The 22,226-nt window shown below is 41.9% G+C and carries 15 protein-coding genes and 1 pseudogene; 9 read left to right on the top strand and 7 right to left on the bottom strand.

The genetic code is table 11. The annotated features are described in order from the left end of the window. Positions 1–20: 20 nt before the first annotated feature. Positions 21–3,302: a golvesin C-terminal-like domain-containing protein gene (locus NVS78_RS10495; protein ID WP_286359153.1), complete on the top strand. Its 3,282-nt coding sequence runs from the start codon at positions 21–23 to the stop codon at positions 3,300–3,302. Between the two features lie 337 nt (positions 3,303–3,639). Here the strand turns inward: NVS78_RS10495 and NVS78_RS10490 are convergent, their stop codons facing one another. Beyond that, positions 3,640–4,773, bottom strand: coding sequence for a PDDEXK nuclease domain-containing protein (locus NVS78_RS10490; RefSeq protein WP_286359152.1), 1,134 nt, complete (start codon positions 4,771–4,773; stop codon positions 3,640–3,642). A gap of 222 nt (positions 4,774–4,995) precedes the next feature. Here NVS78_RS10490 and NVS78_RS10485 point away from each other — a divergent pair, with 222 nt between their 5' ends. Genes NVS78_RS10485 through NVS78_RS10470 form a run of 4 tightly spaced genes read left to right on the top strand, consistent with a single transcriptional unit; the run spans position 4,996 to position 8,513 of the window. Continuing rightward, complete coding sequence (locus NVS78_RS10485; RefSeq protein ID WP_286359151.1) at positions 4,996–6,918, top strand: HsdM family class I SAM-dependent methyltransferase; 1,923 nt, start codon at positions 4,996–4,998, stop codon at positions 6,916–6,918. Beyond that, positions 6,911–7,630, top strand: coding sequence for a restriction endonuclease subunit S (locus NVS78_RS14205; protein ID WP_286359150.1), 720 nt, complete (start codon positions 6,911–6,913; stop codon positions 7,628–7,630). Before NVS78_RS10485 ends, NVS78_RS14205 begins: the two co-directional genes overlap by 8 nt. Next, on the top strand, positions 7,513–8,004 hold the full coding sequence (locus NVS78_RS10475) for a restriction endonuclease subunit S (RefSeq protein ID WP_286359250.1): 492 nt from the start codon (positions 7,513–7,515) through the stop codon (positions 8,002–8,004). The genes NVS78_RS14205 and NVS78_RS10475 overlap by 118 nt, the downstream gene beginning before the upstream one ends. 38 nt (positions 8,005–8,042) lie before the next feature. Continuing rightward, a complete protein-coding gene (locus NVS78_RS10470; RefSeq protein WP_286359149.1) occupies positions 8,043–8,513 on the top strand; it encodes a restriction endonuclease subunit S in 471 nt (156 codons plus the stop codon). A 44-nt stretch (positions 8,514–8,557) separates the two neighbouring features. Here the strand turns inward: NVS78_RS10470 and NVS78_RS10465 are convergent, their stop codons facing one another. The 6 genes and pseudogenes from NVS78_RS10465 to NVS78_RS14200 all read right to left on the bottom strand — a co-directional run. After that, positions 8,558–9,934: a mobilization protein gene (locus NVS78_RS10465; protein ID WP_353620733.1), complete on the bottom strand. Its 1,377-nt coding sequence runs from the start codon at positions 9,932–9,934 to the stop codon at positions 8,558–8,560. 176 nt (positions 9,935–10,110) lie between these two features. Next, positions 10,111–11,076: a DUF8464 domain-containing protein gene (locus NVS78_RS10460; RefSeq protein WP_286359148.1), complete on the bottom strand. Its 966-nt coding sequence runs from the start codon at positions 11,074–11,076 to the stop codon at positions 10,111–10,113. A gap of 250 nt (positions 11,077–11,326) precedes the next feature. Further along, positions 11,327–12,568, bottom strand: a complete 1,242-nt coding sequence (locus NVS78_RS10455) for a primase-helicase family protein (protein WP_286359147.1) — start codon at positions 12,566–12,568, stop codon at positions 11,327–11,329. Between the two features lie 235 nt (positions 12,569–12,803). Further along, a complete protein-coding gene (locus NVS78_RS10450) occupies positions 12,804–13,166 on the bottom strand; it encodes a virulence RhuM family protein (protein ID WP_286359146.1) in 363 nt (120 codons plus the stop codon). Between the two features lie 11 nt (positions 13,167–13,177). Continuing rightward, positions 13,178–14,386: a site-specific integrase gene (locus NVS78_RS10445; protein WP_286359145.1), complete on the bottom strand. Its 1,209-nt coding sequence runs from the start codon at positions 14,384–14,386 to the stop codon at positions 13,178–13,180. A 332-nt stretch (positions 14,387–14,718) separates the two neighbouring features. Next, positions 14,719–14,916: pseudogene (locus NVS78_RS14200) on the bottom strand (EndoU domain-containing protein); the annotation flags it as partial. A gap of 371 nt (positions 14,917–15,287) precedes the next feature. On the opposite strand from NVS78_RS14200, the gene NVS78_RS10440 reads away from it, so the two are divergent. From NVS78_RS10440 to NVS78_RS10425, 4 genes are all read left to right on the top strand, one after another. Then, positions 15,288–15,854: an RNA polymerase sigma-70 factor gene (locus NVS78_RS10440; protein WP_286359144.1), complete on the top strand. Its 567-nt coding sequence runs from the start codon at positions 15,288–15,290 to the stop codon at positions 15,852–15,854. 56 nt (positions 15,855–15,910) lie between these two features. After that, positions 15,911–17,062, top strand: a complete 1,152-nt coding sequence (locus NVS78_RS10435; protein ID WP_286359143.1) for a FecR family protein — start codon at positions 15,911–15,913, stop codon at positions 17,060–17,062. Between the two features lie 110 nt (positions 17,063–17,172). Further along, positions 17,173–20,715, top strand: coding sequence for a SusC/RagA family TonB-linked outer membrane protein (locus tag NVS78_RS10430; RefSeq protein WP_286359142.1), 3,543 nt, complete (start codon positions 17,173–17,175; stop codon positions 20,713–20,715). Positions 20,716–20,734: 19 nt separating this feature from the next. Then, positions 20,735–22,207: a RagB/SusD family nutrient uptake outer membrane protein gene (locus tag NVS78_RS10425; protein WP_286359141.1), complete on the top strand. Its 1,473-nt coding sequence runs from the start codon at positions 20,735–20,737 to the stop codon at positions 22,205–22,207. The last annotated feature ends 19 nt before the right edge of the window (positions 22,208–22,226 follow it).

Here is a 22,226-nt window from a genome sequence, read left to right as displayed (position 1 = left end):
GAATTAAAAGATAAGATGACATGAACACGAGTGTTTTTTTTCACGTTGCTGAATACGAGATGAAACAGCAGGGCCGAAGTTGGCTTTTCCGTTTTTTCGCCTTGTTCTCGTTGGTGGGGATCGTGTCGTGTCACGTTTACTGGCAGGGTCCTGGGGCGGGAAACTGGAAAATGGTTGCCTTTCCCTGTTCCATGCCCCTGGTTAACGTTTACCTTTATAGCGTTATTCAATCGTTGTTCCTGGTGGTGATGATGTCGGAAATTCCCCGTCGGCTCGATCACCGGGGTTCCCAGGAAGCGTTGTTGGCTCGCCCGGTGAGTAACACGACTTATCTCTGGGGCGTGATCACGGGTCACGTGTTACTTTTCCTTTCGATGAATGTAGTGGTGATCCTGTCCAGTGTTTTTCTCGTGAACTTGACGAGCCTGGCCCCGGTGAGCTGGTCGTGTTACCTGTTTTACCTGTTGACGCTTACTCTTCCTTCCTGGTTGTTTGTAGCCGGTTTTTCCTTCTGGTTAAGCAGTGTCACGGGTTCCCGTTATCTCGCTATCTTTTTTTCCCTGGCTTGGTTGATTGGTTGCTTGTTCTGGCTGCCTTACGTTCAACACGGGACGCTCGATTACACGGGTAGCGGCGTGCCTAATCTATTCTCGGAGCTTGTGGGTCATTTAAACCTTCCCCGTTATTTATTGCATCGCCTGGCTTACTCGTTGTTGGGCCTGGGGTTGTTGGGCTGGAGCGTGAGCCGTTTCAAACGAATCCCGAATTGCCGTTCGACCCGTGAAACTCAGGTACTCGTCGGTTTATTATTTTTGTTAGTAGGATTAGGCTGTACTTTTTTATTAGAGTACTCTTATTACCGTGATCGTTCCGCTCGTGAAGATTATCGTTCGAGTTTCTCCCGTCACTGGCGGGAGGAGACCTGCCGGGTAAAGAAACACGCTATCCGGTTACGGCAGAGGGGTAATAAATTAAAAGTAGAAAGTAATCTCTTGGTTTATAACCCGGAAAAACAGGTTTTGGATCGAGTCGTTCTTTTTCTCAACCCGGGCTTCCGGGTGTTATCGGTAAAATCAGGCGACAAGGAGTTGCCTTACCGTCGAGATCGACAGGTTGTTTTGATCGATCAAACTTTACGGCCCGGAAGTACCTTGCTTTTGAGTATTGATTACGAGGGTACGATTGATGATCGTTATTGTGACCTGCACTTGCCTGATAAGGATTACGAGGCGGTTTTTTATAATGATTATTTTTTCCCGACAGGTCGCCGCGGTGCTTTCGTCGAGAATAATTTTCTCCTGTTGACGCCGGCGAGTGGCTGGTACCTGGTGTCTATTCCCCCTTCTAATCCTTTCATGCCTTTTTCCACGGGTCGTGATTTTACCCTTTTCACGCTGGAGGTGGAAAACCCTCTTCAAAAGACGGTAGTCTCCCAGGGAGTCCCGTGCAAGTTAAATGACGGCATTCGTTTCACGAGTCATAACCCGCTGAACGGGATCACGTTGTACGGGGCTAACACGTTGAATTACACGGCGCCGGTAGACTCGAGTTTCGGTTTCCGTTTTAACCTTACGAGCTGGGGTCGTGACTTGGCGCGGATGTTCTCTGGTATCAGTCAACGTTTTTTCACCTCTTTCTGGCGTAGCGAGACGATCTATCACTGGTACGATTACAGGAGGTTTCCCAGGATGGGCTGGTACGAACCCCGTAACCCTTACCTTCATTTCTCGGAGGTGCCGGTCTCTTTTCGATTGTCCCCCGGGGTGGGTAAACCGCTGGCGGGTTTAACGGAACCGGGAATCGTCTTTTTCCGTGAACGGGGATTCGAGTACCGGATGCTTGATGTTATGACGGGGGGAGAGGTGAAGACGGGGGATGAATTTTTCGCGGTATTCGAACCCTTGTATCATTCCTTGTTCAGCGGCAATTGCCCGGGTGATAATAGTCACCCGTTACGGGGGATCGGGTATGAAGTGAAAGAACCGTATTACACGGGTAGTCAGGTGAAGTCACTCGATGATGACAAGAATGTTTGGGTACATTCTTTAAAATACCCGTTTATGGGGAAAGTTTTCGAGCTTTTACAAAATGAAAGGAGTCTTTTGAAAAGTTTTTCATTTTTGGAAAAGATGTCCGTGCTTGATTATTTACTGGAACATACATTGAGAGATGTTTTATCGGATCCTGATTTGCAAGAAAGTGCTAGGGCAAGAATATTGTATGATAAAATAGGTGACTTGAGGTCTCGTTTCTCGATACACGTTCCTCGCCGGGCGTGGCGGGGAAGTCTTGATAGCCTTCGCGATCACGGGGAGGTTGATTATGACTCGTTAGCGGGAGCTTGGAGTGCTCGCTGGGGCGTGGACGTGGATAGTATCGTGATGGAGTGGGTACACGCTAAACACCAGCAGTTTTTCAGGGTAAAAAATGATATCAGGTATTACGATCCCGTGATGAAACTTGCGAAAGTGGAGGGGCGGGTCATGAACGCGGGCAAGACGGGAGGGGTAGTCTCCATGGAGTATAACTTGACAAGTGAATATGGCGACGTGGAAGATTTTGCTTGCTACGTGGGCCCCGGGGAGGCGAAGGCGTATACTCTCGTGTCGAAAGGGGTGTTTGGTATATACACGAGATTATCCGCTAACCGCCCGGATGGTTTTATTTTTAATAGTGGTCAAGAGAGAGACGGAACGAGTTTCGGTGAAATAGGCGGGGAATGGCGTTCTATCTCGGTGGAAGAGTTTTTGGCAGGCGAGAACAAGAACGAGTTCATGGTGGATGACCAGGATGCCGGTTTCGAGTTAGTGGACGGTAACCTTACCTTGTTTCAAAAATGGTTCAGGAAGGAACCTCCCTTGCGGAATAATTTTCAACAGGGCGAGACCTCCCGCTGGGAATTCGTTATCACGCCGGAGGCGGAAGGAGACTCGATTCAAGGCTGTTACTGTATCGGGGGAGGAGAGGGTAAATCGACAGCCACGTGGCGGGTAAATCTCCCGGGGGCGGGACGTTACCGGGTCGTGGCAAAAGTGTACAAGCGATCTCTTGTACCTGGGCCGATTTTGCCGGGAGGAGTAATTTATCACTACACGGTTTTTTACGGGGATAAAAAAGAAGAGGTGGAAGTCAATCTTGACGAGCTGCTCCCGAGGCGTATAGACATTCGTGGTTGGGCTTCTTTAGGCGAATACGATTTCCCGGCGGGGGAGGCAAGGGTGGTGCTTTCCGACAAAGACTTCCAAAAACGAAAAGACGTGGCGATCGTGGCTGACGCGGTGAAGTGGATAAAAATAGAGTGATTTACATGGAAAATGGAGTAGAAGAATTATTTAATTGTTATTCATCGGAATCAAAATGTAGAAGATGTAGTGCAGTCTTATTTATATGTGTTTTTGTACTCTTAGTTCTGTTTAGGGATATGATTTTTTTTCATAAAATAACGCTAAAAATGCAATTATCTTATAATTAAACGGTTATTCGGATTGCTTGAAAATTGGGTAACGAGATAGCAACCGTTCGTATTTCTGAGTTCTTCATCGTTATGCTACAATGTGATAACTCTTGACGCTACAAAGGTACAAAAAGAAATGCAGACGAGAAGAGAATGACAATAATTTTCTTTCGCCTGCATTTCAATTATAGCAGTTTTTTCAGTTCTTCGATATCGGGCAATGCTTGTTTCAATTTCTCAGGCATTTCGTCCGAAGTTTTGTATGTTGCAATGCCTAATGGTTTGTCGTAGTCTTGGATTACATACTCAACATACTTTTTATCGGCACTCTTGCATAGAACTATACCGATTGACGGATTTTCGTGTGGCTTACGCATTTGGTCGTCCACTAAACGAAGATAGGTGCATAATTGCCCTAAATAAGAAGATTTGAACGCTCCTTTCTTTAATTCAATCACCACGAGTGCGTTCAGCTCTCGGTTAAAGAAAATCAAGTCAGGGAAATGTTCTACTCCGTACACCTCTAATTTGTACTGATTGCCGACAAAGGCAAAGTCACGCCCAAAGGTGAGAATGAATTTCTTGATATTGTGTATGATTTCCTGCTCTATGACTCGTTCGTCAATATCTTCTTTGTCTCGCTCACCAAGTTCCTCTACATTGATAAAATCCAAAAGATATTCATCTTTGAACATTCCAATGGCTTTCAACGACTGTCGGGCATCGGGTATCTTCTGTATGAAGTTATTTGCAATCTCTCCTTGACGATTAAACAAGTCATCTTCGATTCTTGCTGACAATACCTCTTTGCTCCATTTATTCGCAAGAGCTTGACGAATGTAGAACAGACGCTCTGCAAGTGTTTGGGTCTTGCGAACAATAATCATATGATGTGTGAATCCCAATCCCAAGAATGAAGCAACATCAAAATTTTCTTTTTGAGGGCTTTCGCAAGGAATCAATAACTGGGTATCTATTTCGCTAACCGCAGTTAGCGATTTATCATCCCCTAATCCGCTAACCGCAGTTAGCGATTTCAAATCCTCGCACCAAGTCTCATAGAATTGACGCATAAATTTTATATTCGCAGCAGAGAATCCACGAAGTCCCGGTAATTCTTTCTGTAATCGTTCGCTAATGGTTTCTATTGCACCTTTGCCCCAAAAACCATTACGGGAGTTTTCTGATACATATTTGCCAATGCCATAATATAGCGATAATTGTTCTTTGTTAGCAATGGAAACTGCACGATATTGGCTTTGCAATATCGCCTCTTTGATAACCCTTACAGCTTCGGTGTAAACCTGTATCTCACTCATATCTCCTTAAATTTTCTACAAAGGTATAAAAAGATTCACAGATGAAACTGAAGATGCAGTGTTTTCTTATCGTATGTATATTATTTATAGTCAATTGATAAGCAAAGTAAGTAGTCAAAAGCACTTTTACGACCTCTACGGAAATGATTTTGAAATAATTCCATTACCTTTGCACTATATTTAGATGATTTTAGCTATCACATAAAGGCTACTAACCATATTATGGCAAAGAAAGAAGTAAAAACAGACTTATGGGTATATGAATTGTTGAATGAAGCGGATATTCATTTAACGCCACAAGGCTGTGATATATTAGAGATTAACGAAGCCCTTAAAACTGCATCCAAATCGGGAACAGGAAATGTCGGTTATCCTGAATATTGTGGTGTCGTTAAGGATTTCATTATTGTAATTGAGGATAAGGCTGCTCTTGAAAAGCACTTATATAGAGATAGTAAAAATCTTATATCACAAGAAATCAAGGCTGTTAAGGATTATGCAGTAAATGGAGCTTTGTTCTATGGTTTACATTTGGCTCAGAATACGTCCTACCATAAGGTTTTGGCTTTTGGAGTATCGGGTAATGCCAAAAGACATAAGATAACCCCTATATTTATCAATGAAAGGGGAGATTATCAAGAATTGCAAGATGTTGAAACATTCATATCGTTCAACGAGTACAATATTGATGAGTTCTATTTGAAAGAGGTCCTTAAAGAAGAAACCGATGTTGAGAAGACAACTGCGGAGATTCTTAAAGACGCTGAGAAGTTGCACAATGATTTGAGAAATTACGGCAATCTCACTACAGAACAGAAACCTCTGATTGTATCAGGAATAATGTTGGCTCTTCGTGAAATAGAATTCAAAACATTTTCAATAGAGTCACTTATTGGTGATTCAGTCAATACAGATGGTCAAAAGATTTACGATGCAATAAAAACTAATTTATCTCGTGCAAATGTTACTCCTGACACAAAAAGAGATAAATTATTGAGTCAATTCTCAGTGATTAAAGATACTACCAAAATCAATGAAATTGATGAAACATTAGGGAAAACTCCATTAAAGCATTATACAGAGTTTCTCTATAAGAGCATTTACAAGAATATCCGATACCAAAACTCTGCGGAAGATTACTTGGGTCGCTTCTATGGAGAGTTTATGTCATATTCGGGTGGTGATGGACAAACACTCGGAATTGTACTTACTCCGAAACACATTACCGAATTATTCTGTGAGTTAGCTCAATTGAAACCAACGGATAAGGTTTTCGACCCCTGTTGTGGAACTGCGGGTTTTCTTATAGCAGCAATGCACAAAATGGTAAGGGCAACCGATGATGAAGCACAAAGAAGAAGCATAAGACGCGACCAATTGTTTGGTATTGAGTTGCAACCATATATGTTTACCATCGCCACAACAAATATGATATTAAGAGGTGATGGTAAGAGCAATCTACACAATTTGGATTTCTTAAAACAGAATACGAGCCAATTACAACTGAAAGGCTGTACGGTTGGTATGATGAATCCGCCATACTCACAAGGCTCAAAAGATAATCCAAGCCTATATGAAATCAGCTTCACCGAACACCTCCTTGATTCATTAACAGAGGGTGCAAGGGCTATTGTGATTATTCCTCAATCTTCTGTTACTGGAAAGAGTAAAGAAGAACAGAATATTAAGAATAATATTTTGAAGCATCACACATTAGAGGGCGTGATAACACTAAACAAGACCACTTTCTATCGTGTCGGCACCAATCCTTGTATAGCGGTATTTACGGCAGGTATTCCACACGATAAGAGCCATCTATGCAAATTTATCAACTTTGAGGATGATGGTTTTGAAGTAAGTAAACACATCGGTTTGGAAGAAACAGCGAGTGCTAAGGACAAACGACAGCATTTGCTTGATGTATGGTTTGGAAGAATAGAATCGGAAACTAAATTCTGCGTAGAAACAACAATTGAGGCAGATGATGAATGGCTACACGCTTTCTATTATTTCAATGATGAGATACCTACCGAAAAGGATTTTGAAAACACAATGGCGGATTATCTGACATTTGAATTCAATATGATAACTCACGGTAGAGGATATTTGTTTGAAGAAATCCAAATAGAGAATCAAGATGAATAACTTATCAATAACTAATCGAATATGGAAAGAATTCTTCCTTGAAGATGTTGTTTCCATAAATGGAGGAAAACGCCTCACAAAAGCTGATATGGAGTTAGGAGATATGCCTTTCATCGGTGCTTCTGAAATGAATAATGGTATAACTGCATTCACTTGTTCCACAAATGACAGTCTTGACAGTAATGTATTAGGTGTGAATTATAACGGAAGTGTTGGTTTCTCGTTTTATCACCCTTACAAGGCGATATTCTCAGATGATGTCAAGAGAGTTAAGTGGTTGGACTCGTCACACAACAATAGATATACATTACTATTCCTTTCCTCAGTGATAGGACAACAGAAATGTAAATTTGCGTATGGATATAAGTTCAACGCACAACGAATGAAAAGACAAAAAATACTCTTGCCGATATGTGCAGATGGCTCAATTGATTGGCTGTTTATGGAAGAGTTTATGCGTCTAAAAGAAAGAGAAGTATTAAAACCTACAATTGATAAATTATGCAAACAATTGATAGTCAACGATTTAATGGGGGGGGTAAATCGCTTCACTCTAATTGGAAAGCATTCTATTTTACTGAGGTATTCACTGAAATTCAACGTGGTAAGCGACTTAAAAAAGCAGACCACCAAGTTGGAAATACCCCGTATGTATCATCAACATCATTCAACAATGGGGTTGATGGATTCATCGGCAATGATAGCAGCGTAAGACGGTTTGAAAATTGCTTGACTTTGGCTAATAGCGGTAGTGTTGGCAGTGCATTCTATCACAGATATGAATTTATTGCGAGTGACCACATAACGCAATTAAAAAGAGAGGGATTAGACAAATATGCATATCTCTTTATGATTCCCCTAATCAATCGTCTATCGGAGAAATATAGTTTTAACAGAGAGATAAATGATGAAAGAATAAAGAGGGAAAAATTGTTACTTCCTGTTACTGATGCAGGTGATATAGATTTTCAATTTATGTCCTCATTTATGAAGCAGATTGAAACAGATATACTCGGTACTACTCTCGCAACTTTCAAAAACAGGTTAAAAGATAATCGGCTGAATATCAGTAAATTGGTGGGGTAAATTGGAGTGAGTTCTATATCAGAGATTTATTCCCAAGAATGGAAGTCGGCAAATCAAAAGGACTTAACCATTTGGAGAAGAACGATTTGGGTATAAGTTATTTGGGAGCAACAAACTTAAACAATGGAGTATTATGCTTTGTAAAAGCCGTTGATAATTTCGTCCAAGAAGGAAACTGCATTGCATTTATTCGTAATGGAGAGGGGTCTATGGGATACTCTGTATATAAAGCAGAGAATTTCATAGCAACATCTGATATGACATTGGCATATAGCGAGCATATAAACAAATATACAGGAATGTTCATAACAACCATTGCTGATAGGATACGTGGTAAGTATAATTTCGGTTATAAGAGAAGTGCAACAAGATTGGCAAAAGAAGTTTTGTCTTTGCCTGTAACCCCTACAGGACAACCCGATTGGGAATTTATGGAACAATATATGAGGAATATTGAGAGTACCCAAATATTAAAATATCTATCATCAATCAGTTCTCGAACTGCGTAAAAACAATGAAGTCCGCTATCGCAATTGATAACGGACTTCATTATTTATAATTTCAGCCCTCGATTTTGATTTCTTCTACTTGTCGGTAGTCCCAACGCTTCCATAAACTCATCTTTCTTGCGTCTGAACCAAGAATGGCGTGAAACTCCATCGATGTTAAGGTCGAAATGTCCCTCTCTATCTTGTTTGAGGGAGCAAACTGCACCGTTAGCCGAAAAGGATTGGTTATGTTCCGATGAGTAGAGTTTACCTGTATCAGATACATCCTTGAATGTGCATAATTTCCGTATAAGGTCATCTGTAAAGCCCATCTTTTCGCTGAGGTATTTAATCATCGGCATCAGTTTCTCTACATAGGGGAAGTAGTAGAGAATCTTGTTGATGTAATCCGATTGCTTGCGGTTCTCCTCTTCGTAAGACCTCTTAACCTCCTGCATCTGCTTTTGATACTCCACCTGCATTTGCTTGATATTGGATTGAAGTTGCTCGATGGTTTCATCTCTGATGGCTATCTCATCTCTCAAATCCTCATTCTTGCGTTCCAATGATTTCATCTTACCGCTACCGAAAAGAGAACTCACACCGCTTGCAAGAGCCGTGGCTGCATCGGTGGCCACGCTTTTGAGTTTGTCGGTGCGTATCTCTGATTTCACCTGTTTGAGTTCTTGCTCTGCAAGATCTATCTGGTGTTCCTTATGCTGCCTCTCAGCCTCTATGCGTTCAAGCTCGGCACGCTGCTTCTCGATGATGAAGTCGTTACGCTCCAAATGCACCTTGCCCGTCTCGGCTTTGGATTGCCCTCGCTCCATTGATAGGATTTCAGATAACAATGTCTGCATCTGTGTCATATCATCATCGTTGAGTTTGTAACTCTTTCCCGTTTCGTGATTCATCCAGTCGAATACGATATGTGCGTGGTAGTTCGGCTTAAACCATCTGCCACCGATTTGAAAACTCTCCTTATCGTCTGCATCGGGTTTGCCACTCAGCCAATGCCCCTCGTCTTTGTGCAGGAATATTTGAAGCGGTGTGATACCCCAACGCTCTTGGCACTCCTCACCAAATCTGCGAACATCCTCCAATGTGGTGTCGGACTTGATGAGTAACACGCCCTCACGAATTGGAGAACATCCTGCCACCTTGATAATCTTGCCACTCTTGGTTTTGCGTTCTCGCTCTTTCTCCTGCATTGCTCGCCCCGTTTTTGCCTTAACCATCTGCTTGATGTTGTCATAATGCGTCTGTAAATCGTAGTCACCCAAGCGAGGATTTATCCAATGCTCGTTGTCGGCAACAAGTTCGGGAATAAGGTAGATTTTCGACTCCCCGATGTTACGCATATATTCGGGAGTTCTGAGGTTGTGAGCCTCGCTTGATGATATGTTGCAAGGCTTGATATGTATGCTGCTTTTTATTGCCATAGTTCTTTGATTTTATTGGTTACAATTTCATTTGGTCGTTTGGATGTTTGGTCATTATGTTTCTTGGTCACTTGCTTCCACAGTCGGGGTTCTTAGGGGCAACGCCCATAAGCGGAGTGCAGAGAGGTTACTCTGCCCCACAACTACACATCGGCGAAGCGTGTAGTTATAGTGGGCTATAACCTGAAGCCTCGTTTCTTCTTCGGCTGCGGTTGTGGCATCCGTTTTACGGATTGGACTTGCGATTTCTTTACCGCCTGTTTCGCTTGGATTCTGTGGCGTAGGTAGTCATTCAAATCCTTATGCTCGGCATAGTGTTTCGACATATCCCGAAGCCTGTCTCCAAACATCTTTTTCAGACTCTCCACTGCTGTTTGTCCTGCTTGGTCATTATCGAGGAAACAGCCGATTCTGCTGTATGGCCGTAGCAGTCGTTCCGCTTTTGATAGGTTAGTGACGGAGTTGAGTACCATATAATCCTGTGCCTCGATTCTCGGCTCTTCGGGGTGGTCGTTTACCCGAATGGTAAGATATGAGAGGTAATCCATAAACCCCTCGAAGAGATAACACGCTGCTCGTGGCTCGCCCTGCTGTCGAATATGGGTAATATCCTTTGGAGCGAGACAACCCTTGAAGTAACGGTTGCGAAGTTCATAGCCTCCTGCCATATTCGGAAAGCCGATGGTGAAGTATGGTTTGCCATTATACTCAAATCTTAACTCCTTACACTCTCTTTTGGCGAGTTCGATGTTTATGCCTCGCTCCTGAAAATAGGCGATTAGTGCAGGCGAGGATAACTCGCCAACCTCTATGTTCTCAAAACAATGGTTGGAGGTTTGTTGCTTGCCAAAAGAAAAGGTTGCAGGGCGTATGTATGGTGTCCGTTCCGCTATGCGTGCCAACAGATAAGCTACATTCTCGCTATGGTACAGCTCGGCTGCCAATGCGATGATGTTACCACCCTTGCCGATACCGAAGTCATACCATTGGTTAAGTTCGGTGTTTACCTTGAACGAAGCATCGGTTTCATTCCTAAGCGGTGATTTATACCATAGGCTTTTGCCCTGTTGCTTGATAGGCGTATAGCCTAAACTTTGCAGATAGTCTGCCAACTTGATTTGCTTTGCATCGTCGATTGTCATATTACTACGATTTTGATGTTGATGAAATTTTGTTGATTTGATGAATCGTTGATGTAATATGCTTATATACAGACCTGTAATCTCTCAACATCTTCTCAACAAACCGCTCACCAAAAGAGAAATCCACAAACGGGCGTTGTCGGTCTCTCAACTTATCTTTTGGCTTGTTGAGATTTTGTTGAGAATGTATATTGCTTGTTATCAATGTGTTTATACTCATATTCAACAATTCAACATAAAAATGATGTTGTTACAAGGATTCGAGCTGTTCCCTTGTGATAGTGTAGTAGCGTCCCACTCTCCTTATCGGCTCATAGTGGCAACTTTGGTTGTAGTTGCCTTGATAGGTGGTGTAGGTAAGTCCGTTGGGGGCAGGTGTCAGTTTCCAACACTCCTGCACCACCTTTCGCACTTGGTGTTTCTCAACCTTTACCTGCGAGTGCATCAGCAGCACAATAAAGTCGTTAAGGCAGAATGAAACGCTATCCACATTCATCGTCGCCATAATGTCGAGTAACAGCTCCGACATCTCTATCTCCAATCTGTTGCGGTTGCTGCGGATAATCCTCTGCAATGCTTCGGTATGCAGCAATAAGGGGTTGAACCACATTCGGCTCTCCCTCTCGGTGGATAGTTGGCGATGACTGAGAAAATGAAGAAATGCGGGTATCTCCGCTTTCAAGCGTTGCAGGAAATTGGTATCATCGGACTGCAGGCGGTTTATCTTGCGTACCCAATAGCGTGTTTCTCCTGCATCGATGATTACGGGCAGATACTCGTTGTTGGAGCATAGCACGAATTTGGCAAAGAACGCTATCTCGTCACGGTCTTTGCCTTTGGCTTCCACCTTGTAGGATAATGTGGTGCTCAGATTCTTCAATCGCTCGCTGTCCTCCCTGCGGTTGAGCAGTACCTCATCGACCACGATAAGCAGCTTGCCAGCCCAATCGGAATTGAATTGGCTGCGGAAATCCTCGTTGGTGTTGAATGTGACATTGTTCTGAAAGAGGGCTTTCAGAAAATTGAGGAATGTACTCTTGCCAGTGTTGCGCTCCTCCGATACCAACAATAGGATTGGCAACTTCTGAACGGGTTGCAGGTAGAGCAGTTGCAGATAGTCCATTCCCAACTCATATTGCTCACCGAAGATATGTTCCACTAATGAACGGATAGAGGGGAAATCACCCTCCTGCGGTCGGTGGTCTATCGGCTCGTAGAGGTTAAGGAACTTCCCGATTACAGGTCGGTAGCCGATGTGTTCGGGTACGGTGCAGAAACCGTCATACTTGGGAACGCTGCCGATGTAGTCCTTGCCATAGTCTTGGCGGAGCGTTTCATTGTTCCACGGGATACGCTTCTTTACATATCCGCCACTCAGTCTCGGTTGCTCCACAATCTTGTAAAGCGTGGTGCCGACACGGATAAACTCTTCTTTTGCCATACCACCGTCTGATGGCGATTGATGGCTTGTTGTAACTTTTTTAGCTTCCATATTTCACTCTTTTGGGTTTGAAAAATGTCAGCTACAAAAATATAAGTGATTGACGGATAGGTTGCTACGCAAATTGTAGCAGAATGATGAATAAGATACATTGAAGGTGGAAATGTGAGGGGTATATAAACACCACAAGCCCGAAAACAGGCGGATAACCTATCTTCGGGCTTGTGTTTTCCGATTAATCAGCCGATATGCAGACTTACCGATTTATCGGCTTGTCGGTATGCCTTCACGATATACCCGATGTAGCATTTGCAAGCGAAAAGAGATAACATACTTTCTCTTTTCGTCCGCATATTCTCTTTAACAACTCACCCCGTATCTTCTCCGCACCGTATGAGTTGATGCGGAAAGCGAGGGTTGCAATCATATCCATATTGTAGAGGGTTGCCCAATAGGTATATGGTATCACCTCGCAATGTTGCGTGTGCTCTGCTATCACTCTACTTTTGTGTATGGCTCGGATAGCAGCCTTTAATGTGGGTGTTGCCACATTAAACAACTCCACAAGTTCCGCAAACGACATCCATACATTGCCATCGGGAATATTCACATAGCCCGATTCGCTGATTGTTATAATTGCCCGTTCCATACCTATACATATTAAATTGCAAATCTTCCGCTAACCCTGCTCTCAAACATTGATATATCGTGTTCGAGTTTGGTGTTGGTTACTTTGGCGTAAATCTGCGTTGTCGTAATGTTGGTATGTCCGAGAATCTTGCTCACGCTTTCTATCGGCATACCATAGTTCAAGGCTAACACTGCAAATGTGTGGCGACTCAGATGGAATGAGGTTCGCTTCTCTATACCGCATATCTTGGCAACCTCCTTGATGCGTCTGTTTATCACATCGTGGCTACCGATATTGAAAAGGCTATTGCCTATTCGGTATGGTTCGTATCGTTTGATAATCTGCATAGGAATATCCATCAACTTGATTTGAAACGGCACGCCTGTCTTTTGTCGCTTCGACACTATCCACGGTGCACCGCCCAACATTGTGATATTCTCGGTTGTCAGGTTCTTGATGTCGATGAATGATATACCCGTCCAACAACCGAACACGAATAAATCTCTTGCCAACTCCAAATCAGGGTTGTTCAGTTCAACTGTCGTAAATGTTTGCAGTTCCTCTTCTGTTAGAAATCCTCGTTCTTTGTGGTCTGGGTCAACCTTATATTGAGCAAAAGGGTTTCTTGCTATCTTGCCATTATAGTGAGCTGTTGTTACAATATGCTTCAATGGTATGGAGTATATCCATACTGATGACTGAGCCAATCCAACCTCATTTCGTAGATACAAGCAATAATCTCTAATGAAATCCTCGGTAAGTTCATTCATTGCAATATCTGTACGCTTATAGTGTACCTTGATAAACTCTGCAAGATATTTTCTTACGGTGAGATATTTTTGATATGTACTCAATGAGCGGTCTTTGCCAACTCGTTTAGCAAAGGCTTCATTCTCCTTGTCGAATGCTCGGAGTAGAGTTTCATACTCCGTTCCGATACCCTGATAGGCATTGCGTACCATTTCGGCAGTTACAAACGCCTCACGGTCTGAAAGGCGCTGATAATGTTTGATGATTTGAGCCTTGATGTTATCCAAGGCCAAATTGATGTCTCTTGATTCCTTGCTCTTTCCTTTTGCTCGGTTGCCTTTCACATCCCAAAGGTCTTTGTGGATGCTCTGCTTGCAACTGAATTGAGCCACAGAACCGTTGATTGTCACTCGTCCCATAATAGGAACAATACCGTTTTTCTCCTTGCTTCCGTTCACGTAGAACAGCACCTTAAATGTACTTCGCATAATCTAATCTTTTTTGGGTTACAAAATTAGTTATCAGTGAGTTATACATTGATATGCAAACTGACGCAGAACGATGAAACGTGACGACACATAGAAAAACTTTACTCCATTATCGGGTAATGATTAGGCAACCGTTCTATTTCATTACCTTGCGTTTCTTTGCTAAATTGCTATCGTTACTATTTCTGAGGTTATCTGTTTAATGCGTTATGGCTCAGTTCAAAACGCAGAAATTCACCTTTTTTGCATCGAATACCGTGATTTTTTAATAAAAGCTGTTGAGATATAGATTTACTCTGCAAATTCAAATAAGTTGATATGCTAAACTGTTTTTATATTTCTGAGTTATGTATAGGATAAATTGTAACTAATATTCCTTGTTTAATGATCATTCTGATAGGTATTCCGCTTTTTGTGAATGATTTATAAAGAAAAGTTCCATTTTTAACCTTATTTTGAAATGCATAATCGCATTCTTCAAATAATTGCGATAGTGTCCAATGCATAGGAAAAAATGTTGATTCTTTTTCAAACCATTCCTTTCTTTTTTTGTTGTTTCAGACATTCTTTGCTTACCTGTAATGATTCACTTCGGAGATATCATATTATTAGCTAAAAAGCGACCTGAACCGCTTGACTGGATTATTGTATTTTTTTCTGTCAGTGTAATGTTGCCTGATGAAAAATTAACATTTTAATGTTTTCTGTCTAAGTAATGCGATCCTGTTTTGATTCTCACTCGAACAGAATGAATTAGAAATCATATTAAACGGAATATTGAAGCTTTTTCACTATGCTTCTGCTATGATAGTGTGGATAGAGTGAAGATATTTTGATACGGTAGAGTTGAAATATTCTGGTGTTTCAATATTTTTATATATTTGTGGATTATTTAATGATAATGAACGAATCGGAAACAATATTGGATATATTTAAAGTGGCTGAAAAGAAGGCTTTTCAGTTACTCTATGACATGTATTACGAAAATTTAGTGCTTTTCGCCAATCAGATTATAGATGATTCGCAGGCAGCGGAAGATGTAGTCCAAGATTGTTTGGTAAAGTTCTGGGTATCTAAACGATATCTAACATTGGATGCCGGTTTGGATAAGTATGTTTTTCAGGCGGTTAAGTTCTCTGCCTTGAATTACATGCGAGGAGGAAAGAGAAAAAGAGCTATTCACGAGCATGTTACCCGGGAAATGTTGTCCAAAGAAAGTTTGTCGGATGATGAGAATGCTGAGATATTGGAAGTCGTTTACAAGGCGATCGATCAGTTGCCGGAAGAGAGGCGTCGTATATTTATGATGATCTTCGTGGACGGGAAGTCCTACCAAGAAGTTATGGAGCAACTTCAAATTTCTAAAAATACAGTGAAAACTCAATTAAGCCGTTCCTTAAAATTTCTTCGTAAAAAACTGAAAAACAGGTATAATGAAATTCTTTTGTTTTTTATTTTGAAAAAATAGGTTATTTCTGTCACCCTTTTTTGATTTGGCGGTGATTATAGGGAAATGGTAGAGAGATGAGAGAAATTGAAGATATTTTAGTGGACTGTTTTATCGGGGAAGAACCTTTGCCGGAAGAGATTCTGGTGTTGGAGGAGTGGTTGCAACAAAAAGATAATGCTAAATTAATTCAGGTTTTAAGAAAAATGCAGGTGGGTGCGAAGGTACGCAACTACTTGCGTCAGAATCCTCAACAAGGGATACGTTCAATTTGGCGCAAGGTGGATGTCCATAGAAGCCGAAAGAGATTATTGTATGTATCATTTTCCGTAGCGGTCTGCCTCTTGTTGTTTTTGGGAGGTGCATTTTTGTATTGGGGAAATATGAACAGGAGCATGAAGATTGAATATTTGACAAGCTCCGATTCCATTGTCGGGGGATCATTTGCCCGGCTAAAATTAGCCGATGGCAAAGTCATATCGTTGAATGCAAATCAGAATGAAATTATTGTTGTCGATAGTTTTATAAAGATTGAAAATTCAAACAATACATTGATTTATAATCGAAATGCGGCAAAAAAAGAGGTGAAATTTAATATCTTGAGTGTTCCTAAGGGAATAGAGTATAATGTCGTACTTTCCGACGGCACGAAGGTCTATTTGAATGCTGGTTCGGAATTGCGTTTTCCGGCTGTTTTTTCCGAGAATACACGGGAGGTTTATTTGGAAGGAGAGGGATACTTCGAAGTAGTGAAAGACTCAGTGAGAAGATTTGAAGTACGTGCCTTTGGTATGACGGTTATTGTGCTGGGAACGTCATTTAATGTGAAAGCTTATCGTAATCAGAAACAGGTAGCAACGACATTGGAAAAGGGGCATTTAAAGATTGTGTGTGACAATCAAAAAGAATATGATTTACGACCCGGTAATCAGATCCAATATGATAAAGAGACCCGGGTGGCTGTCATGAAAAAGGTGGATACGAAATACTACACTTCTTGGAAAGATGGTTATTTCTACTATGATGACGTTCGATTAGAGGATATGTTGGATGAATTGGGGGAGTGGTTCGGTTTTACGGTTTTTTACTATGATCCGGAAGTGAAAGATTATCGGTATAGATTTTGGGCGAACAGGAAAGATTCAAAAGAAAAGATACTTGACTATTTACGCGGAATAGGAAAATTACAAATTGAATTAAAAGAAGATAGCGTGATTGTCTCATTATGAGACGATATATAGCGTTGTTAAATAATAGAAAGGATAGCTACGGTCTATCCCTTCTGTGTCAGTTTTGTTCATTATAAAATGAGCCTGTTAAACTATAAATTAATAAATGTATGAAAAAAGAATCAATTTCGCCTCATGACGAGGAGAGGAAAAAATCAAAAAATAAGAAGCATGCAGGAGGGGTTCGTTTGGTTTTATTATTGTGTTTTATGTGTCTGACATCAGTAGTTTTGGGGCAGCAGCGAAAACTGAATTTTAAGTGGGTGAACCTGTCTTTGGCCGAAGTATTTAAAGATATAGAAAAAGTCGATAAGTATAAATTTATGTTTAATTACGATGATATAAAAATTCATAAAATAACGGTCGAGATAAAGGAGAAAAATGTCACGGAGATTTTAGATACTTTATTAAAAGATACTCCTTTGGAATATAAAATTACAGGCAATTATGTGACCATTCGTAAAAAGAAAGTATCCGTACCATCGGATTATGTTACGGGTGTGGTGAAAGATGAGGACGGAATCCCGTTACCGGGTGTGACGGTTGTGGTAAAAGAGTTGAAAGTAGGCACGGTGACGGATAAAGACGGTAAATATCGTGTAAACTGTGGAAACTCGGTAGGAGCCAAAAAGTTAACTTTGGTCTACTCTTTTGTAGGAATGAAAACGCAAGAAGTGGTGTACACGGGAGTGAAAAAAACGATCGACGTGGTATTGAAAGAAGATTCCAAAGCCATAGAAGAAGTCGTTGTGACAGGATATCAAGCTTTGAGAGAGAAAGGGATGGCAGGTTCTTACTCAAAGATCAAGGGAGAGGATTTGATTATGACAGGAACGAACTCCCTGGAGCAGATGTTGCAGGGCATGCTACCCGGTGTGATGATCGTGAATGAAGACGGTTTGACGGGGACAAGACAGAAGGTGAGAGTAAGAGGAGTCTCCACGTTGCTGGGAAATGCCGAGCCCGTTTGGGTCGTGGACGGTATTATTCAAGAGGATAATTTACCTTTTGAAATAACGGATTTTGCAGCAATTGATAATGGTAATGTGGATATGATGCGGGATTTTGTCGGGAATGCGATTTCCTGGTTAAATCCGAACGAGATAGAAGATATTACAGTATTGAAAGATGCTTCGGCGACAGCGATTTATGGAGTGAAAGCCGCCAATGGTGTTATTGTAATCACAACTAAAAAGGGGAAACAAGGGAGATTATCCGTGGGATATTCCGGTTATTTTTCGACGAGTATAAAAATGAATTACAACAAAATGGAGGTGATGAATTCCCAGGAAAGGGTCGATCTTTCCCGGGAAGCTTATTTACGCGGAGGTGAAATTTTCGACGATAAGGTCGGTTACGGAGGTTTGTTGCTTGCTTATCAACGGGGAGAGATCAGTTATAAAGAGTTCAATGATGGTGTCAAGAAATTGGAAACCATGAATACGGATTGGTTTGATATTCTTTATAGAACCCCTTTCAGTCAACGACATACCGTTAACTTTTCGGGAGGGGACGAGCGGTCTACGTATAGGGCTGCTTTCAGTTTTTCGGACACCAAGAATACGGCGAAAGGCAATGAGATGAAGAATTATTCGGCTAACATGAATTTAAGCTCCGTGTTTTGGAAGAAATTGACACTTTCTGCTTTTCTTTCAGCATCGAGAAGGGAAACGAAAGCTTTTGCCTCCGGAGTGAATCCTTACAATTATGCCATTACCACAAGCCGGGCAGTGCCTTGTTACGACGGAGATGATCTTTTTTACTATCTCTATAACGGGTACAAGTACAATATTGTGAATGAAGTGGAAAATTCCGGGAATGAAAATACCCAGACGAGTTTGAACATGAATTTGAGTGCCCGTTGGCGTGTACAGGAAAATTTAAGTGTCGAATTTTCTTTCGGGGCGGCAACGAGTTCCTCTTTTGCCGAAACCTGGTTTACGGAGCGTTCGCACAAAATAGCTACTTTGCGCAGGTATGATTTCGGTAAGTTTACGGTATTGGATGAGGAATTTAAGAATTCAAAATTGCCTTTCGGTGGGGAATTGAGCGTCATGGAGAACCGCAACTTGAATTACACGGCACGCGGGCAGGTCTCGTATGTAAAGGTGGTGGGACCTCACTCGGTAAATTTAGTCGCGGGTGTTGAAGCCAGAAGCAATCAATATAAAGGATATACGCAAATAGATTACGGGTATATGCCGGACCGGGGGATGGCTTTTGTGAAAGTGCCGGTGGAGACCCCTAATGGCCTGATAAATGATAGATTTGCCGTAACCCAACCCGCCGTGGCTAATAGGTTATCCAACTATTTTTCTTACTACGTCAGTACGGGATATATGTATGACAATCGTTATTCGATCAATCTCTCCCTGCGCAGCGATGCTTCCAATCGATTCGGACAAGATCCGAAAAGTCGTTTTCTGCCGGTATGGGCATTGGGTTTGCGTTGGAACGTGACGGACGAACCTTGGCTCAAGAATCAGGATATACTTAGTAACTTGGCTTTCACGGGATCGCTCGGGTATCAGGGAAACGTAACGGAAGCTATTAGCCCGAATTTAATTGCCAGGATGTTACCGGTAAATGAGAAAACCGGCGAGTATGGCATGAGTGTTGTAAAACGTCCGACACCGGAATTGAAATGGGAGAAAACGTTGTCCGTGAATTTCGGTGCTAATTTTGCTTTTTTCAAGAATAAGGTAAATGGTGTGTTTAACTATTATTACAAGAAGACAACGGATTTAATCACGCAAAGAGAAGTCCCCTTGGAAAATGGTGTTAAGAGCATGTACATCAACGGGGGAGATATGAGTAATAGAGGATGGGATTTGGGATTGACGATCGTACCGATACGAACGAAAGATTTTATTTGGAGGATAACCACGAGTTTTTCGAGCAATGACAACAAAATCAAATCGAAGTTGGAACCTTTGTCGGACTGGAAGCAAGCGACAACTGGGAAATATCACAAAGAGGGGTATCCCGTGGGAAGTTTCTGGGCTTTTCGGTTTAAAGGTTTGGATCCGAAAAACGGAGGGCCTTTGTTTGACCTTTCGGGAGCCGACACTCACGAGGGACAAGGGGATGTCACCCAATATATGGTTTATATGGGAACAAGCGAACCTAAAAGAACTTTGGGATTGAATATGGTTTTCACGTACAAGCGTTTTTCTTTTCCGTTGAGGATATACTTGAACAGGGGGAATAAGGTATTCTTGCCCTCACCCTATCGGTCTGCAACAAAGATGGTTGAAGAGACTGCTAATGCTTCGACACAGTTGTTAAAACGTTGGCGTAAGCCGGGAGATGAAAAATACACGGATATTCCTTCCATTCCGGTAAGAGATAATTGTGCGAAGTTGTATCCTTTCGGGGATAATGCAAGGTATTTGCTGCCTTACGAAGCTTGGGCTTTTTCGGATGCACGGGTGGTAAATGCTTGGTTTATTCGTTTTAACGATTTTTCATTCTCTTATAATGTTCCGGAAAAATGGATATCCAGTTTTGCCCAGAGTATTGTTGTCTCTTTCTCGGCGAGCAATCCGTTTCAAATTAAAGGGCGTGATTTCAAAGGAAGAGATCCGGAAGTTGCCATGGGAAAGCAACCCAGACCACAGAACTTTTCCTGGAGTGTAAGTATGAGTTTTTAACAGTAATAAAGATTAAATGATGAAAACGATATATGCATATATGATATTACTCCTTGGCTTCATGGGATGTAGTAATTTTTTGGAAGAATCGAGTTTGGATGAGGTTCATCCTTCTTCGGTGGGAGAATTGGAACAAATATTATTGGGAAGCGGTTATTTGGAAGGAGGAACAACCATTTATAACGCAACGGATTTCTTCACGGATAATATTAAATGCAACGGTTACGTATACCCTCCGGATCAAGGTACGTTGGAGACGATGAAGTGGTATTTTACCTGGGACGATAATATGTTTACGAACGAGGGACGCGGGTATGATCCTGTTTTCTGGGGTACTCCTTATACGGGTATAGGCGTGTGCAATATCGTGTTGGATAATCTTGACGACATGCACGGGGATCCTGCTTTACGCGAGAATATCCGTGGGGAGGCTATGGTGTTGCGCGGTTGGTATTATTTTCATTTGGTGAATTTTTTTGGATTCCCGTATAGTCATGGAGATCCGAAAGAAAATTTAGGTGTGCCTTTGAAGCTGAATTCGAATGTTACCGACGAAACGTTTCCCCGTAACTCGGTAGCGGAGGTGTATGCTCAAATAGAGAAGGATCTTTTGGAAGGGTTTCGTCTGTTAAAAATGCACCACATTGATAGACCTTATTTCCGAATCAATTATTTGGCGGCAAGTGCCATGTTATCGAGGATGTATTTGTACATGGAAGATTGGGATAAGGCATTGGCTTACGCCGATACCGTTTTGCAGGTAAAAAGTGATTTGTTGGATTTGAATAGATTCGGGATACGCATGGGGGGAAAGTCGGTTTATGATCCGAGAACCCCGGATGAAATTATCTGGATGAGGGAATATAATTTGACAAATCTGCCCGGTCATATCGGAGATACACACTATCGTTTCCCTTATAGTTTGGCAGATGATTTGGTAGAACTGCTGGGAGCTACCCAGAAAGAGCACACGGACGGGACATTAAGGGATTTGAGGGGTGGTCTATTTCTGCATTGGGGAGTTGATGATGGGGCGGACGAGAGATACCCGTACGTGCCGTCGAAGGACGATCGCTTCGGGAGATCTCAAGGGATCCGCACGGCAGAGTTATACCTGGACAGGGCGGAAGCTTATGCCCGGAAATATCAAAAAGAGGGTGTTGATGCATACCGGGTATCTGCACTGGCAGATTTGAATACATTGCGACGCAGTCGTTTTAATAACGCTTTCCCGTATGAAGAAGTGGATATAACAAATTCGGAAGAATTGATAGAGTTCTGTTTTCTGGAACGACGGAAGGAGTTGAGTGGTGAAACCAATCATAGGTGGTTCGATTTGAAACGAATGGGTATGCCGGAGATTAAACATGTTTACAAGACGACCCCCAAGGAGTTCGGTGTTGAATATTATTTAACGACCAATAGATATCTTCTTCCGATTCCGGATGAAGCGATGAGAGTGAATTCGAAGCTGGAACAAAATCCAAGGTAATAATTAAAAAAACGAGAAT

It is taken from the genome of Gabonibacter chumensis, assembly GCF_024741215.1.
In the GTDB taxonomy this organism is placed as follows: domain Bacteria; phylum Bacteroidota; class Bacteroidia; order Bacteroidales; family Marinifilaceae; genus Gabonibacter; species Gabonibacter massiliensis.
Note: the sequence above shows the minus strand (reverse complement) of the source record. Positions and strands in the feature narration are given on the sequence as shown.